Origin of the sequence: Maribacter sp. X9 (genome assembly GCF_048537565.1) — a bacterium.
Taxonomy (GTDB): domain Bacteria; phylum Bacteroidota; class Bacteroidia; order Flavobacteriales; family Flavobacteriaceae; genus Maribacter.
Genome location: NZ_CP183215.1, coordinates 1,248,659 through 1,263,350 on the forward strand (window position 1 = coordinate 1,248,659; position 14,692 = coordinate 1,263,350).

Below are 14,692 nucleotides of genomic sequence, written 5' to 3' on the forward strand. Positions count from 1 at the left end.
TTTGGATTAAACAAATGGTCGGGAGAAGTTCCCTTAACCCTTCTCCAGATCAGCTCTTCCGCCATACACATAGACTTTCTAATCGGTTCGTGAGAAAGCTGCTCATGACTTGCAAGATATGAGTGTTAGGAGTATTAGTGCGTAATACTTGAATTTTGTCATTGATAAGTTTGGGAATGAATGCGCAACCACGATATTAACGAATTTGTAATGATATACTATTCTGTCCTTTCATAGAGGAGGAGGAAGTATAGCTTGCTGTGAGCACATATGTTCCTTCCGAGATATTTGCTGGTTTTTTAATAATCTGGAACGTACCCTCCAAACCGGTTATGATCCAGTGGTGCTTTCTACTGCCTTGGGCAAGGATGAACGCTGCGATTTTCTCGGTTTCTTCAACCGATAGTCCAGGATTTGCAGGCATTTTTATATTGCTCCATTTGCCTTCGGAGCCCGACAAGATACTACCCGCCAGGAGCTTGGTGCTTTTAGGGTTTTTTCCATACCTTTCGGCAATTTCAGAAAACGAGGGTCCCGTCATAATCTCTTTGTCTCCGTGGCAGGAAAAACAAGTAGAACCCATCATTAGTGATAACCCGTCATGGTCGGCCTCTTTTTTGGTCGCTTCTATTTTTTTATTTGGTCCGGTCTCTTTTTTGGCAGGCAAAAATTCAATTTCCAGAAGCACCTTGTTTTTCGGTATTTCACAATATTTAGAATCTCCGTCAATAGTGTCCGAAACTTCGATAGAGTATCGGACAAAATCACCCCAGGTAAGGCTACCATTGGCCTGATCTAGGGCCAATTTTATCCGGGGCACTGCTTTTTCCTGTCCCTCGATTCTCGCGGTACTTGAGATTATCGGCAACATGGAAATAGCTTCCGACATACTTTTGTATTCAAAATTTTTTACCGGACCCATCCAATAAGAGAAGGTAGGTAAAATCAATATAACAAATAGAATATTTCGCATGATTTGGTATTGAACTGTTCGCTCATTAAGCTTGATCGATTTCCTGGGCGACCCTGTTGGCAGCGTTTGTGGCAGCTTCCATTCCCCAACTTCTGTTGTCTGTATGCGCCCCGCCAAAATGGATTCTACCATAGGAGGTCATGGTGTGTGGCCAAAACTTGGATAGTTCGCCTAAGCCCGAAAACCCATGGCGTTCGCATCCGTGAACATATGTATCCTTTGACCAATCCTTAACCAATGTCTGCTCAATGTCTATGTTGGACCGTTTACCGGGGTAAAGTTCCATAAAGGCATCCAAGGTGCGTAGCGGATTAGTTCCCCCTGGTGCTTTGGCCATTAAGCATACACGGTCTGTATCGATTTCATTGGCAACTTGCCATATATGTGTCAACGCCGGATGGTCAAATGAAAGATTAATGCTGATATTGTCCTTCAACCAGAATTTAGATCGAGCTTGAAAGACGATTCGCGTGGTTTGGTCATATTTGAGATGCTCTACCACATATTGTTTCTCTGGTGGAAGTGGCGGATTAAATAGTATTTTTTTTAGTGCCGTCGTTCTTAGGCAGCTGGCAACGTAATCGGCCGACATTTCCTTTACTTCCCCAAGTTCCCTATACTTCACATTCACCCCCGAATCGTCGTTTTTAATTTCCAATATCTGGCACCCTAGCTTTATCCTGGTCCCCAACCGCTTGGCCAGCTCGTTGGTCATCATTTGGTTACCGCCTTGAAGACGGAAGAGTTGGAATGGATTGTCATAGCCGCGTTTGTGCATGATGTACGCTTGCCAAATACCATAAAGGGCAGAAGTTTCATCCCCTCCCATTAAGGACTTGGCGGCTTTTGAAGCGCCCTCTTGTTCATATATTTGGGAAAGTGGCACGTTTTCAAGATGGTCGTAGCCAATGCCAAATGGTTGATATTCGTCGGTAAATTTTTCAAAATAAGGTTCAAGATATAGTAGTTGTAAATTACTTATGGGGTTGGACTTAAGGAATTTCAATTCGGTTCTGTTGAAACCTCCCAATTGGGCCACCTTATCTTTGCGAATTTCATCTAACATTTTTTCTGTGTGCCATACCCCATCGATTCGTAATAACCTATCTTCCCTATGATGATATGGAAGTGCGGTGAGCTTGAACTCTTCAATATATTTCCAGTAATTTTTGTAACCTGGCATAGTAAAGTTTTCTGCTCCAAAGTCGGCATACAGCCCATCTGCAAGGCCATCATGAACGGAGAGCACTGCTCCGCCAGATCGGCCCGAGGCTTCCAGTACAGTAACATCATGTCCTTTTTTTATCAATTCATATGCACAACAAAGCCCACTTATACCAGCTCCTGCAACGATAATTTTTTTCGCATTTCCCTCAGGATGGACTTCCTCTTTGAGGTTGTCCTTTTCAGAATTAATTTTTTCCATGATATAGGATGGAACCAGAGAGGTCCCTATTCCCGAATAAATTGTGTTCTGAATGAATTTTCTTCTTTTAATCGGTTTCATTACTGTTGCTAAATTTTTTGGTTTAAGCAAGTTTGGGTATCGGTTTTTTTAGGTAAGGCGTCAAAATACACCAACCTCTTTCTTTAGTATTGGCTGTGGTTGTAATTGCCACCATGGGAAAAGAGGCTTTAAGGCCCAAAATAGTAATCTCAACTTGCGTTCCTTGAAAGCCCGGGTTAGGGCTTACAGGTACATCGTATCTAGCACCAACATATAGGGGAGCTCTTGGTGCTACCGTTTTTGTATCCTTTTTGTGTCCATAAAAGGTATTGCCCATTCTGTCAGTAATGCGAACTGGCCTCGGGACATACCCGATATGAAACGATGGGTCACTGATCATTTTTTTGTCTTAAAGCCCAATAGTTTTGAGGCATTTTCAAAATAAATTTTATCGATTACGCTGCGTGGAAGATTCAAACCCATTAAAGTCCCGTAACCTTCCAGCTTGATAGGATCGTCGGTGGTATAAAACCTCCATTCCTCAAGCCAACGTTTGTGTTGGCGTTCTTTTAGCTGGTCTGGATCATCCGTTGGATTGATGGCCGAATCTGTTCCATATATCAACTTGTCCTGATAGGTGATAAAAAATTCACGAGTTCTTTTCCGGTCTTTAAAGGTGTGTAATTTAAGATTTGGCATTCGTGTAAGGTCAACCCGCATTAGAGGATATGCATCCAAACGTTTTGCCAGTTCTTCCAAACTCCACTCCAAGCTGCCGAGGTGAGCCCCCATAAAGTTCAAATTGGGATGCTTCTTTAGCATAATATCCCTTGCTTTAATCTGATCTTCATAAGAAGGATATTCAGGATGCAAGTACATATGATATTCTGGATGGGCGCCGTAGTATCCTTGACTAAAAGTCATATCCTCTAAAGGCAACCAACAGTCCCTTGGCTCACCATTATGCCCCAAAAGCGGTACACCAGTCTTGGTCAAAAACGTCAATATAGAATCGATTCGTGGATGATCTACCATAACAAAATCATCGTGTTCATCCCTAAGGTCCATTCCAATGTTTTTCCAAATTTTTACGGCGATGGCTCCTTGGGCAAAGGATTTTTCGAGCTGGGATATGGTCTGTGCCACCCAATCGCCTTGATTCCAGTTAGACACCTTGAAGGTGGTTGCAAAACCCATTCGTTCGGGAAAATTTTCTAAATGTTGTATGGCCACTTCCTGTTGTTCGTCCATGGGAAGTCCAAAAGGACGATCATCGACGATATCCAAAAAAAAGAATCGATCTCTTATTGCTTGATGGGTGAAATAGGGTTGTGCCGTATTGATGTGTACATGGATATCAAATTTATCCACACGGCCAAAATCTTGCATTGTATAAAAAGCCTTTTCTTCCGTACCAGGTAACTTTGCCCGATATCCTTTCTGTGCCATGATGGGCAGGAGAGCCAACCAAAGGGCAAAAAGAACGGCAATTTTTCTTTGGTTCATTCTTGGCATTGTTATTTTAAGTATAGAGTCTTAAATTCCATAAGTCTTTTTGGCATTTGAATTAAAAATCTTGTCGAGTACGGTCGAAGGAAGACCAAGCCCTCTGAAGCTTCCGTCTACCTCAGGCACTTGCATCGTTCCGCGACCTGCGAAATAATTCCAGTCAGATCGATAACGTTCATCCAAATACTCCATTAGCTCAATTTTAGTATGATTATCGGCCCAAATAAAATCGGTTCCATAAATAATCCGATCTTGGTATTTAATAAAGAAATCATGTACCTTTTGCCAAGCTGAAACGGTCTGATGCTGAACATGGACAATTCTTTCCGCCAAATCGACCATGGCCAGTGGAAAGCGATCCAGCCATGCGGCAATTTCCATAACCTCCCATTCTAGACTTGCCAGGTGCAATCCTACAAAACGTAGTTTCGGGTGCCTTTCGAGCAACCTATCCCTTGCGGAGAGCTGGGTTTCATAATCTGGTACTTCAGGGTGTAAGTACATATGATATTCTGGATGTTTCATAAAATAAGAGCGATCGGACTCTACGGTCATTTCGTCGAATGGCAGCCAGCAATTTTTGGGCTCTCCATTGTGCCCCAAAACAACAATGTCATTGGCTTCTAGAAATTCAAAGATGGGTTCAAAAGTAGGGTGGTCAATCATAACAAAGCGATTATTGGAATCTTGAAGGGTCATCCCGATGTTCTTCCAGACCTTTACACCGACCGCTCCCATTTCCAAGGCTCTTTGTATGCTTTCAAGGCAGTTTTCAGGCCATTTTTCAGATTTCCAAAAGCTACAAGGAAACGTTATTGCGAAATTAAAGTAAACACCAAACTCTTTTTTTAGCCCTGCAGCGATCTTTAATTGCTCATCAATAGTAGGAAATTCGGGAACTTCTGTGATGATTGATAAATACCTAATATCAGCCGACCGGCCATATTCCAGTAAAAAACTGTTCGTCGTGTTACAGTGAATATGTGCATCAATTTTCATAAGTTACGAATTGAGGATAAGTTAAAAAAAGCATTCATAATGAAAGTAAAAAAAATGTATAAAATTTCAAAATCTTTCTTTTTTGATAAAAATTGGTTTCTTTAAGTTGTAATGTAATAAGTTTAAGGTAAAACACCAATAGTTTTCGGGCTGGTTTCACAAAATATGCTTTAATGGGGTTATTTAGCTTGATGTATTCTAGGAGAATCATCGGTAAAATAATGGCAATCTATAGCGCGGAAATCCTTCTGGTCTTGTAAGCAAGCGCGTCTCCTTGAGACATATTGGTTTTTTGAACGGATATGTTGGCAGCTTGTTCTATGTGAAGCCTTAATAAGGTTATCATCTTGAAGGGGTCAATAAAACGTACTTTCCAATTTCTAGCAGCATAATAATCAGTAGCTCCGATGTTTTTCTTTTCGAGTTCTGTAAAAACGTGGACGGTCAAAGAGGATAGCACATTTTTCTATCGCCTTTTTTCATGTGATGCTTAGGTATCCTATAGCCTAGGTAAAATTCCTGCAGTGAGGTCAAGGGTAAGCCGAACTAATAGGTTTCCTTCATCCAGTTATATGGTTTTCTATTTATCCATAGGCCCCTTGTAAAATCTGGAAAGTCTTGTGGCTCGCCATTATTGGTGATAGAAGCTTCAGACAATGGGGTCACAGCACTCCAAGCTGCCGCATCATAAGCATCCAAAGGCGGTGCAATATTGGCCTTAGCGGATTCAACAAAAGAGTTGAGCACAAAGAAATCCATGCCTCCATGACCTGCGTTCAAGGCATACTCACCATATTTTTTCCAAAGAGGGTGATCATACTCCTCCAACCAAGAAGTAGCTTCATCCCACTCATGTGGTTCTTTGGATTTTCCTTCAATATATATCCTATTACCATCCACTTCCCACAGCCCGTTCGCACCTTGTACTCTAAACCCTAGCGAATAGGGTCTTGGGAGGTTACAGTCATGGGTGACGATAATGGTTTCTCCATTTGCAGTGTCTATAGTTGAGGTAATGACATCTCCCAGTTTGAACTTTACACGTGCATTGGGGTGCTCCTTGCCTCCAACGGCAACCACATAGTTGTGCAGACCAATGGCCTTTGTGGCATGTGAGGTCAGGGAAATAAATCTATTCCCCCGGTTTACGTCTGCCATTACGGCAATGGGTCCCAGCCCATGGGTAGGGTAGACATCAGCATTGCGTTTCACAGAATGTTCGGTTCGCCATTTGGCTTCTGAAATTCCTTTTTCACCAAACTCTGCTCCCTTGCCGTAAGCTGTTTTTCCATCGTTAAATTTTACATGCCTCAAATCATGCTGATAACCGCATCTAAAATGTACCAACTCACCGAACAAGTTTTGTTTTACCATATTGAGCACGGCCAAAATATCCCTACGGTAATTCACATTTTCTAATATCATCATGTGAGTTCCGGTTTCTTCATGGGTGTTGACCAAATCCCAACATTCTTCCAGAGTATTAGCGGCAGAGACTTCCACACCGGTATATTTTCCCGCTTTCATTGCATCTACTGTCATACGTGTGTGCCAGAGCCATGGGGTGGCAATGATAACCGCATCCACTTCTTTCAATTCTAATAAGTTCCTATAATCATAATCAGAACTGCCAAACACCCTTGGTGCTTTGAACCCCGCCTCTTTTATATGATCTTGCGCTATTTTTATCCGATGAGGATCAACATCACAAATGGCGGTAACATTGATATCTTTGCGCAATAGCAGGTTTTTTAGATGGTTAGTGCCTCTCAATCCTACTCCAACCATACCTACATTCAATTTATCATTTTCGTTAAAGTACTGAGTGGCAAAGCTGGGTACTACAAAAAGGCCTGCGCTTGCCAAAGTAGTATTCTTTAAAAAATCTCGTCTAGAATTCATAATCATTGTTATTTGTAATTGCCTAAGCTATTATTTTGGTGTAACCTCTAACAGAAGAAAATCTTCAAAGGATCCATTATAAACTGCTTTTGCGCCTGAAATCTCTCCCAATGTTTCATTGTTATAATAATCCCTAATAAGATAGGTTTTATTTTCTTCAAGACCTTTCAATTGGATATCGCCATCCCAATGATCGGCATAAAAGGCATAATATAGAACTCCTCCCTTTTGAATGGCATGTCCTTCTGGTTTGTCGTAACCAATATCATATAATTCTCCCAAATACGTTCCTTTGGAGAGCATCATGTTGTTGTAAAGATCAAACCATCTCTTCCATATTATTTCCTTCTCTGGGGTAAGTAGGTATTTACCAGAGGCATTGGGATTATCTTTGGGCCAAGTGAACTTTGTACCTAGAACTGCCCCAATACCGAAAGAGGTGGCGAAATCATCTGCGCCATCGCTTAACTCAACATGGTCACCATAGTATGCCGTTTGGGGAACCAGAGCCTTGTAGGTTTTTCCTTTATGTCGAATTTGCCAACTAGAAAGGGGGTCAGATGATACTGCTTGGTTCATTGAAGCCATGTTGTAAAAGGACATGCAGGTGCCACAGGGGCAGTTTTCCACAACAGCATGGGGCTTAATGTTACGGGCCTCGTCATATATCATCTGAAAGAATGCTGGTACACCTTCAAAGGAATTGTTAGGATGTTCCAGCGTATGGTCGGGAGCAACGGCGTTCATATGCTGACCGTCCATTTTTAAACCGTCAAATCCCCATTCTTCCATGAATAAATGGATTGTTTCCTTGGTATGGGCTATGGTAGCGTCTTTAGTAGGGGAAAGGTAATAGGAATCCCACCATGTTATGTACTGTGGAGAGCCATCTTCCTGGATAATTTTACTATCTGGATGTTCTCTTAAAACCTTGCTCCCTGGATCGGCAGCGAGAGGTGTCCACCATACTTTGGCCTTCAGTCCATTGTCATGAATTTTGTCGACCAATCTTTTAATTTCAATATTGCCTTGTGGAAACTTTTTGGGGTTCGCATTCCAATCGCCTTCCGCAATCTGAAAACCGTCATCGAGAACAGCCCATTTAATTCCAAGTTCCTTTACTTTAGGCAGTGTTCCTATAACCTCATTCAACGTAAAATTCCTTTCATAGCCCCATGCGCACCAAATAGGTTCAAAGGAAGCGTCTTCTGGCTCCGCCATAGTGATTCCCTTGGCCTGCATAAGTTCTGAATATTTTGTTAGGCTTGCAAAATAATCACCGGTGCTTATGGAAACGAAAGTCTCCAGTGTTTGGATTGTGTCTTTGGGTTTCCAAACGGTATGATCGTTAAAATCTTCCTGTATACCTATCCTAGCCTCCATAGGGTTTGAAAACACTTCTGTTGGTAGGCTAACTTGTTTGGGAGCCAGTGCTAAGTGACCCACAGCGATATTTATATCTTTGCGCCATACAGAAGTTACGGGAATACCCCCTCCATAATCGGAATCATTCATGCCCATAAAGTTTTTTTGATAATAACCGGGCTCCAGTGGTTTTACCCAGTCACTTCTTGCTGAGGAAGAGTTTCCTTGAAAGGCCCAAAATGGTGGTTCATCATTTTGGGATTCAATACGATAGGTGTTGTTTGACCAATTTTCTAGGATGAGATTTACCGATGATGTGTTGGTATAGCTAACTTGCGTTGATACCAAGTCTGGAAATGAGTCATAGGTAGTCAGGCGTATTGTTTTTTGAATACCTATTCCCTCCTTTTCATAAAGTCCTCGTAGTATCCATTGTCTTCCAGGTAGGCCGTCCGCAATTGTTGACTCCTTAGTTTCATGATGGTCGAACCTGTCAATAGCCTTTCCGTTTACTGTGATTTTCTCCGATGATTGATAGGTGGGCATAAGTGTTTTGGTCCCGGGAAGCGTACTGGATATCTTAGTCTGTAAAAAACCATCGACTTCATAAGTTAATGCCCCATTTTCGATTTTAAGGACCGATGTATTACCTTGATTCGTACTACATCCCACTAAGTTTATGAATAACGAAAGGGCTAAGAAACTTAGAATTAAAATTCTCATTTATTCAGTATTTTTCTTGCATTATCACCGTACACCTTTCGCAAGGTTTCATCATCGAGATCAAGACCGTTCAAAGCCCAGTGATAACTAAAAAGTTCATGATCATAAAAATGTTCATCCGCTGTTTCCAGGATTCTGAACGTGGTTTGGTACATTGCGCCATCCGTCCCCATATCCGTTCCATATAGCAATCGGTCCTGGTATTTTTTAAAGAAAGTGCTGGTCGCCCTAGGTACTGGCGCTACTTCGGCATAGCGTGCCGAAATATCGGCATAGAGGTTCGGGTACAGATCAAACATCTTACCTAGTATATTTAGATCATAACCACAATTGGCATAATGACAGGCTATAAAAGTTGTGCCGGGGTTGTTGGCCACAGCCTCTTCCAAAGTACGCAGTAATTCGGAATGTGATAAAACGTTTGGATTCGCCGTGTCGATTTTCCATGTGGCCGCGTTCATTAGACCATCGTTATGAACGTCTATAGGTTCATACATCCAGATAGGTTCTGCGACATGAATATTTACGGGCATCCCCAATTCCCCACAACGCTTAAGCAAGGGTTGTATTCTTTCATCGTTAAAGTGCATTCCCGGTGCTGGTGTAGGTCCTGAATTCGCCATGCCCAGTCCTTTGTCCCCGAGTTCCCCAACTCCCTTGGCCCCGACCTTAAAACAACGCTCGAGTTCTTTGATGGCCTTTTGTACATATCCTTTCTCCCCATATCCGGTATAATCGAAGCCGCACCAAATTTCAAATCTATCCCCATATTTTGAATATGCTTTATAGATACTGTCAAACTTCCTTCCCGTTTGGTAGGTTAGGATGATTGTTTTTTCAATTCCACGTGCATCCATAATCTTGACCCACCGCCCTATTTCATCATCATTGGCGGCATAGGGATGGGAATGGACATCTATAACAGCAAATTTGGCCTTGGTAACTTCCGTTTTTTGAACATTGTGTATGGCTTTAGGCTTGTAATCCTTGAGAAGGATATCTTCTTGGGCTCTAGAGGTGAAAAATGCAAAACACAAACATAGGAGCAAAATTATTCTTTTCATGACTGTTTAAAGTTTATGGTTTTCAATTTTGCACTGACCATGGCCGCGGCGGCCGAGGTGGCCGTGGGGAACACTTCCCTTAAATCGATATTATCGGTATGCATTAGTGTCTCTTGTAGGGATTTCATGAAAATGTTCTTAATTTCTGTCGCCAAATTTATTTTGGTTATACCCATTTTAATGGCACGCTGCAATTGATCGTCAGGAATTCCCGAGCTGCCATGTAGGACAAGGGCGGCATCCGTGACCGCATTGATCTCGGAAATAAGGTCTAGTTGTAAATTGGGTGTCTCTTTATAGAATCCGTGGGCTGAACCCACAGCAACGGCCAAGGCATTTATTCCGGTAGCCTCAACGAAGGCCTTTGCCTCGTCCGGGCGTGTATAAATCATTTTTTGCTCTTGGCCCAGTTTTGAGATATAGCCCAGTTCAGCTTCCACATTAGTGTCATACCCCAAAGCGTAGTCCACAATCTGCTTCGTCACCTTTATATTTTCGGCAAATGATTTTTCACTTGCGTCAATCATTACGGAGTCAAAACCGGCATCGATGCACCGTTTTACCAAATCTACATTTTGACCGTGGTCTAAATGAAGCCATGCCTCCACACCAAACTGGGAAATGGCGGCCCGGGCAAGCGAGGTGGCAACTTCCAGTCCCATGTAGTGGATTGAACTTTCGGAAAGCTGGATAATCAATCCGGATTTCATCTCACGCGCTGCAGTTAGGACCGCCGCCAGGGTTTCAAAATTGTAAAAATTTGTCGCAAGCAGGGCGCTTCCGTTTTTTTTATTTTGTTTTAGTCTTTCTTTTAACTCCATAATTCAAAGGGTAAACGCGAATTTTTCTTTTGCTATTTTTTTTATGTATTCCCTATTTTTAAAGGATGTGGTGCCTCCAGGTTCAAGTGTGTTGATGGCACCCATAACATTTCCTACCTCTAAACATCGATTCAGCTCGGACCCTTTTACGAATTCACTTATGAAACCGGCATCGAAGCTATCACCTGCACCGATACAATCGGCAACCTCATTATTAAGGAATGCGGGTTTTGATATTAGATTTCCATTATTCCAAAGATGGGCGCCTCGTATCCCGTCCTTGATAACAACATAATTTGCATACTCCTTAATTTTTTCCAGCCCATCGGCCAGTGCCGGGACTCCCGTTATGTTTTTAAATTCAACTACGTTGGGCATCCAAACATCCAGATGCGGTAGCAAACTGCCTAGATCCAACTCCCAATTTTCGGCAGGGTCCCATTGAGGGTCCATGGATGTTGTAATGCCTAATCTTTTGGCCCGTTCAAAAAGATGGACCGCTTGTTTCTTTATACCCTTTTGTAGGAAGATCGAACTTAAGTGCATGTGTTTGCAACTCAATAACATCTGATCTGTAATATCTTCTACCGTTAAGTGTTCCATGGCCCCTGGAAAGGTAATATTGGCACGATCCATTCCATAGTTCATAACAATTGTCAGTCCGGTATTGTATCTGTCTGATGACACCACAAAGTCGGTATTCACTTTTTTGTCCCGTAGGGATTTTTTAACAGAATCGGCGAAGCTGTCCTCACCTAGCAATCCCACTATGGCAACGGACATACCCAGGGTGCTGAGGTTACTGGCAAAAATGGCAGAACTGCTACCCAAAGTTAAATTGAGCTGATCGGCCATAATTTCCTTCCCGATTTCAGGGAACCCCTGAATGCCATTTAAAATAATATCAATATTTAACTCTCCAATTACTAATACATCGAAAGACGCCATGGTATGTGCTCTATTTGTTTTATGTCCGTTGAGGATTCAGTCAATCCATTACCCTTTAGCGAAAGGAGCCTATTCGTTCAGATCCTTCCTATAAGAATGTCCCGTCTATAATTACCTCCGTATGTTCTTTTCTTGTTGAAGAGATTATATTAAACAGGTATAGCGCCATAATAGGGAAACCGTAATAATCTTTTCTTTTGTAAATATAAAATTAATATTTACTTATTCTACCTTTTTATTTTAAAAATAAATCTTTTTTAAAGTTATTTTTTTATTTCTTAATAGGCTTGAATTAGGTATTATCGACCCAATTGATATATTATTAATAAAATAGTTGTTAGGAATCGAAGGTCCGTAACAAAGAGGAGTATAATGGTTTAAAGGAATAAATAGATTATAGGATACGAGAAAACAAAAAAAAGTGTGTACGGAAGTAGGAAAAACATGCAAAAGCCCCTGTTGACTTTGATGTTAGCGACAATGGGTGATGGTCTCAATTCGGTAATGGTGTACCGGGATTGTGAGAGGTGTTGATTGTGCAAAGCGATATTAACGAACCACACAATGCCGTCGCTGCATTCTATATGTTTCCCTGAGAAAGATTTTGGCAAGAAGAATGTCGACGGTAAAATTGAGTGGCGATGGCCGCTATTGCACGGTATAACTCTATAAGGTCGAGCTTAAGATAGGGTAGGGAACATACTAATAGCTGACCAGCATATTGTTATAAAGGTTTATTTCAGGCAATGACCACCTGGATGTTTTGGTCCTTAAGCCAAGCTAGGTCCTCCTTACTTATCTTTTCGTCGGTGATGACGATATCAATTTTACGTGTAGGACAAATGAAGGCAAGGCTTCTGCGCCGAAACTTACTGGAATCGGATACTAGAATGACCTCTTTGGTAATTTCGATCATGACTTGATTCAAGGAAGCTTCTTCAATGTTAGGTGTAAACGCCCCTTCCTTGATGTCAAATCCGTCAACCCCCAAAAAAACCTTATCCACGTAAAAATTGCGCATGCTTTTTTCCGCTAACGGGCCAACAAGGGAGTGGGAGTTTTTTCGCAAAGTACCGCCAGGTACGATTATATTTATATTGGGGTGCTTGAGCAACTCATTTGCAATGTTCAAGGCATTGGTGATTACATTTAACGACTTGTTCGAACTCAGGTTTTTGGCGATTTCCATCGTGGTGGTTCCCGAATCCAGAATAATAGTTTCCCCAGAGTTTACAAGCTCTGCAGCCTTTTTGCCAATCCTCACCTTTTCGGTATAGTTCATCTTATCCTTTTCGGATAATTGAAAGTCCATTCCTACGGAATTCTCATTGATCATGGCACCTCCCCTTGATCGGATCAACAGGCCTTTTGTTTCGAATAGCTCCAAATCATTACGAATGGTGACTTCACTGACACCAAATTCCTCACTCAACTCATGAACAAAAACCTGTCCATTTTCATCCAGTAGATTCAGTATTTTTTTGCGTCGCTCAACTGTAGACCTTTTCGTTTTTGCTTCCTTCATTCAATAGGATTTTTCTATACAAAAAACAAATATAGGGACATTAGTTAGCAACAAAGTAAAAAAATGATTCCAAATAAATAAAATTAGTTAATGAAACTTTAAATAGGTTTTATATATTTGTAAAATAAGGATATGAAAGATATTCTCATTTCAATAAATAATACTATGAAATACCTCGACATTGAAATTTCTCAATTGAAAGCCATTGGTGGGTTTGATACCGCCAAGGAAATATCGGGCCAACCGGAACTTTGGGGAAAGATTGTTGATAAACTTGAAAGGGAAAGAGAGGTCATCGCTTCCTTTCTGGATTCAACGCTGAAAAAGACTGAAAAGATAATATTGACAGGTGCTGGTACAAGTGCATATATAGGATTGTCTGTGGAGGGGTTCATTCAAAGAAATACCGGAATTACCACACTGTCGATTGCTACTACCCATATTGTATCCCATCCCGAAGATTACCTAGAACCAGGCGTTCCCACTTTGTTGATTTCCTTTGCTAGATCGGGAAATAGCCCTGAAAGTATAGCTGCCGCTAAACTTGCAGATGCTCATGTGAAGGATTGTTCCCATTTGATCATAACCTGTAACGCAGATGGTGATTTAGCCAAATACGCATCGGAGAACGATTGTTTGGTTTTTCTTCTTCCTCCAGAATCCAATGACAAAAGCCTTGCGATGACGGGCAGTTATTCGGGTATGCTGTTGACCATATTGCTAATGGGGCGTTTAGACCGATTAACATCCTTAAGGGAAGTAGTGCGCACTTTAAGGGCCTGTGCCGAGGAACTCCTGAACAAAAAGTTAGATCAAGTCAAGAAAATTGCAGAATCGGGTTTTACACGTGCCGTTTTTCTTGGCTCCGGGCCACTCTACGGTACGGCAATGGAATCACAGTTAAAACTACAAGAATTGACAGATGGCCATGTCATCTGTAAAAATGATTCCTATCTTGGTTTTAGACATGGCCCAAAGGCCGTTGTCAATGAGGAAACACTATTGGTCTATTTTTTCTCGAACAATAAAAAGGTCCTGCAATACGAAATGGACTTGGTCCGAGGGATGAGGATAGGTAAAAAGCCGTTAAAACAGATAGGGGTCGCCATGAGTCATTTAGATACACCTTCCGTTGACGAACTTATCGTACTCGATGGTGGTGCAAAGGTTATCGAAGATGAATATCTATCGGTATGTTATATCGTTCTGGGGCAAATGCTGGCCTTCTATACCTCGCTGAATTTAAAACTCCGACCGGATTCGCCCTCGGAGACAGGAGCGATTTCCAGAGTGGTCAAAGGTGTGAAAATATACTAAATTTAAAAATTCGTTAATTAAACAGATAAAAAAGGAAAAATAATATTATAGAAAGGTATCGTAATATTTAAATTTTCATTAGTTTTATTATCAGTAGAT

At 41.5% G+C, this 14,692-nt stretch carries 13 protein-coding genes; 1 reads left to right on the top strand and 12 read right to left on the bottom strand.

Features of this window, described 5'->3' with window-relative positions:
* Positions 1-196: 196 nt before the first annotated feature.
* The 12 genes from ACNR9Q_RS05325 to agaR all read right to left on the bottom strand — a co-directional run bounded on the left by ACNR9Q_RS05325 (position 197) and on the right by agaR (position 13,276).
* The gene (locus ACNR9Q_RS05325; protein ID WP_419213579.1) at positions 197-1,105 is read right to left on the bottom strand and encodes a c-type cytochrome; all 909 of its coding nucleotides are present in this window, start codon (positions 1,103-1,105) and stop codon (positions 197-199) included.
* On the bottom strand, positions 999-2,480 hold the full coding sequence (locus tag ACNR9Q_RS05330; protein ID WP_419213580.1) for an FAD-dependent oxidoreductase: 1,482 nt from the start codon (positions 2,478-2,480) through the stop codon (positions 999-1,001). Before ACNR9Q_RS05330 ends, ACNR9Q_RS05325 begins: the two co-directional genes overlap by 107 nt.
* 22 nt (positions 2,481-2,502) lie before the next feature.
* The gene (locus tag ACNR9Q_RS05335; protein ID WP_419213581.1) at positions 2,503-2,820 is read right to left on the bottom strand and encodes a hypothetical protein; all 318 of its coding nucleotides are present in this window, start codon (positions 2,818-2,820) and stop codon (positions 2,503-2,505) included.
* Complete coding sequence (locus ACNR9Q_RS05340; RefSeq protein ID WP_419213582.1) at positions 2,817-3,926, bottom strand: amidohydrolase family protein; 1,110 nt, start codon at positions 3,924-3,926, stop codon at positions 2,817-2,819. Before ACNR9Q_RS05340 ends, ACNR9Q_RS05335 begins: the two co-directional genes overlap by 4 nt.
* 30 nt (positions 3,927-3,956) lie before the next feature.
* The gene (locus ACNR9Q_RS05345) at positions 3,957-4,928 is read right to left on the bottom strand and encodes an amidohydrolase family protein (RefSeq protein ID WP_419213583.1); all 972 of its coding nucleotides are present in this window, start codon (positions 4,926-4,928) and stop codon (positions 3,957-3,959) included.
* A gap of 229 nt (positions 4,929-5,157) precedes the next feature.
* Positions 5,158-5,376 (bottom strand): hypothetical protein, encoded by a 219-nt coding sequence (locus ACNR9Q_RS05350; protein WP_419213584.1) that lies wholly within the window; start codon positions 5,374-5,376, stop codon positions 5,158-5,160.
* 98 nt (positions 5,377-5,474) lie between these two features.
* A complete protein-coding gene (locus ACNR9Q_RS05355; RefSeq protein ID WP_419213585.1) occupies positions 5,475-6,830 on the bottom strand; it encodes a Gfo/Idh/MocA family protein in 1,356 nt (451 codons plus the stop codon).
* 30 nt (positions 6,831-6,860) lie between these two features.
* A complete protein-coding gene (locus ACNR9Q_RS05360; protein WP_419213586.1) occupies positions 6,861-8,918 on the bottom strand; it encodes a glycoside hydrolase family 36 protein in 2,058 nt (685 codons plus the stop codon).
* On the bottom strand, positions 8,915-9,982 hold the full coding sequence (locus tag ACNR9Q_RS05365) for an amidohydrolase family protein (protein WP_419213587.1): 1,068 nt from the start codon (positions 9,980-9,982) through the stop codon (positions 8,915-8,917). The genes ACNR9Q_RS05360 and ACNR9Q_RS05365 overlap by 4 nt, the downstream gene beginning before the upstream one ends.
* Positions 9,979-10,803 (bottom strand): class II fructose-bisphosphate aldolase, encoded by an 825-nt coding sequence (locus ACNR9Q_RS05370; protein WP_419213588.1) that lies wholly within the window; start codon positions 10,801-10,803, stop codon positions 9,979-9,981. Before ACNR9Q_RS05370 ends, ACNR9Q_RS05365 begins: the two co-directional genes overlap by 4 nt.
* 3 nt (positions 10,804-10,806) lie before the next feature.
* Positions 10,807-11,751, bottom strand: a complete 945-nt coding sequence (locus tag ACNR9Q_RS05375; protein WP_419213589.1) for a carbohydrate kinase family protein — start codon at positions 11,749-11,751, stop codon at positions 10,807-10,809.
* Between the two features lie 739 nt (positions 11,752-12,490).
* Entirely contained in the window at positions 12,491-13,276 is a 786-nt protein-coding gene (agaR, locus tag ACNR9Q_RS05380; protein WP_419213590.1) for a transcriptional repressor AgaR, read from the bottom strand.
* Positions 13,277-13,441: 165 nt separating this feature from the next.
* Between agaR and ACNR9Q_RS05385 the strand changes: the two genes are divergently transcribed.
* The gene (locus ACNR9Q_RS05385; RefSeq protein WP_419213591.1) at positions 13,442-14,593 is read left to right on the top strand and encodes an SIS domain-containing protein; all 1,152 of its coding nucleotides are present in this window, start codon (positions 13,442-13,444) and stop codon (positions 14,591-14,593) included.
* Positions 14,594-14,692: the final 99 nt, after the last annotated feature.

Bases quoted from the DNA above. Each gene is read 5' to 3' on its own strand.
- ACNR9Q_RS05325 (WP_419213579.1), bottom strand. From the start codon at position 1,105: ATGGTAGAATCCATTTTGGCGGGGCGCATACAGACAACAGAAGTTGGG.
- ACNR9Q_RS05330 (WP_419213580.1), bottom strand. From the start codon at position 2,480: ATGAAACCGATTAAAAGAAGAAAATTCATTCAGAACACAATTTATTCG.
- ACNR9Q_RS05335 (WP_419213581.1), bottom strand. From the start codon at position 2,820: ATGATCAGTGACCCATCGTTTCATATCGGGTATGTCCCGAGGCCAGTT.
- ACNR9Q_RS05340 (WP_419213582.1), bottom strand. From the start codon at position 3,926: ATGAACCAAAGAAAAATTGCCGTTCTTTTTGCCCTTTGGTTGGCTCTC.
- ACNR9Q_RS05345 (WP_419213583.1), bottom strand. From the start codon at position 4,928: ATGAAAATTGATGCACATATTCACTGTAACACGACGAACAGTTTTTTA.
- ACNR9Q_RS05355 (WP_419213585.1), bottom strand. From the start codon at position 6,830: ATGAATTCTAGACGAGATTTTTTAAAGAATACTACTTTGGCAAGCGCA.
- ACNR9Q_RS05360 (WP_419213586.1), bottom strand. From the start codon at position 8,918: ATGAGAATTTTAATTCTAAGTTTCTTAGCCCTTTCGTTATTCATAAAC.
- ACNR9Q_RS05365 (WP_419213587.1), bottom strand. From the start codon at position 9,982: ATGAAAAGAATAATTTTGCTCCTATGTTTGTGTTTTGCATTTTTCACC.
- ACNR9Q_RS05370 (WP_419213588.1), bottom strand. From the start codon at position 10,803: ATGGAGTTAAAAGAAAGACTAAAACAAAATAAAAAAAACGGAAGCGCC.
- ACNR9Q_RS05375 (WP_419213589.1), bottom strand. From the start codon at position 11,751: ATGGCGTCTTTCGATGTATTAGTAATTGGAGAGTTAAATATTGATATT.
- agaR (WP_419213590.1), bottom strand. From the start codon at position 13,276: ATGAAGGAAGCAAAAACGAAAAGGTCTACAGTTGAGCGACGCAAAAAA.
- ACNR9Q_RS05385 (WP_419213591.1), top strand. From the start codon at position 13,442: ATGAAATACCTCGACATTGAAATTTCTCAATTGAAAGCCATTGGTGGG.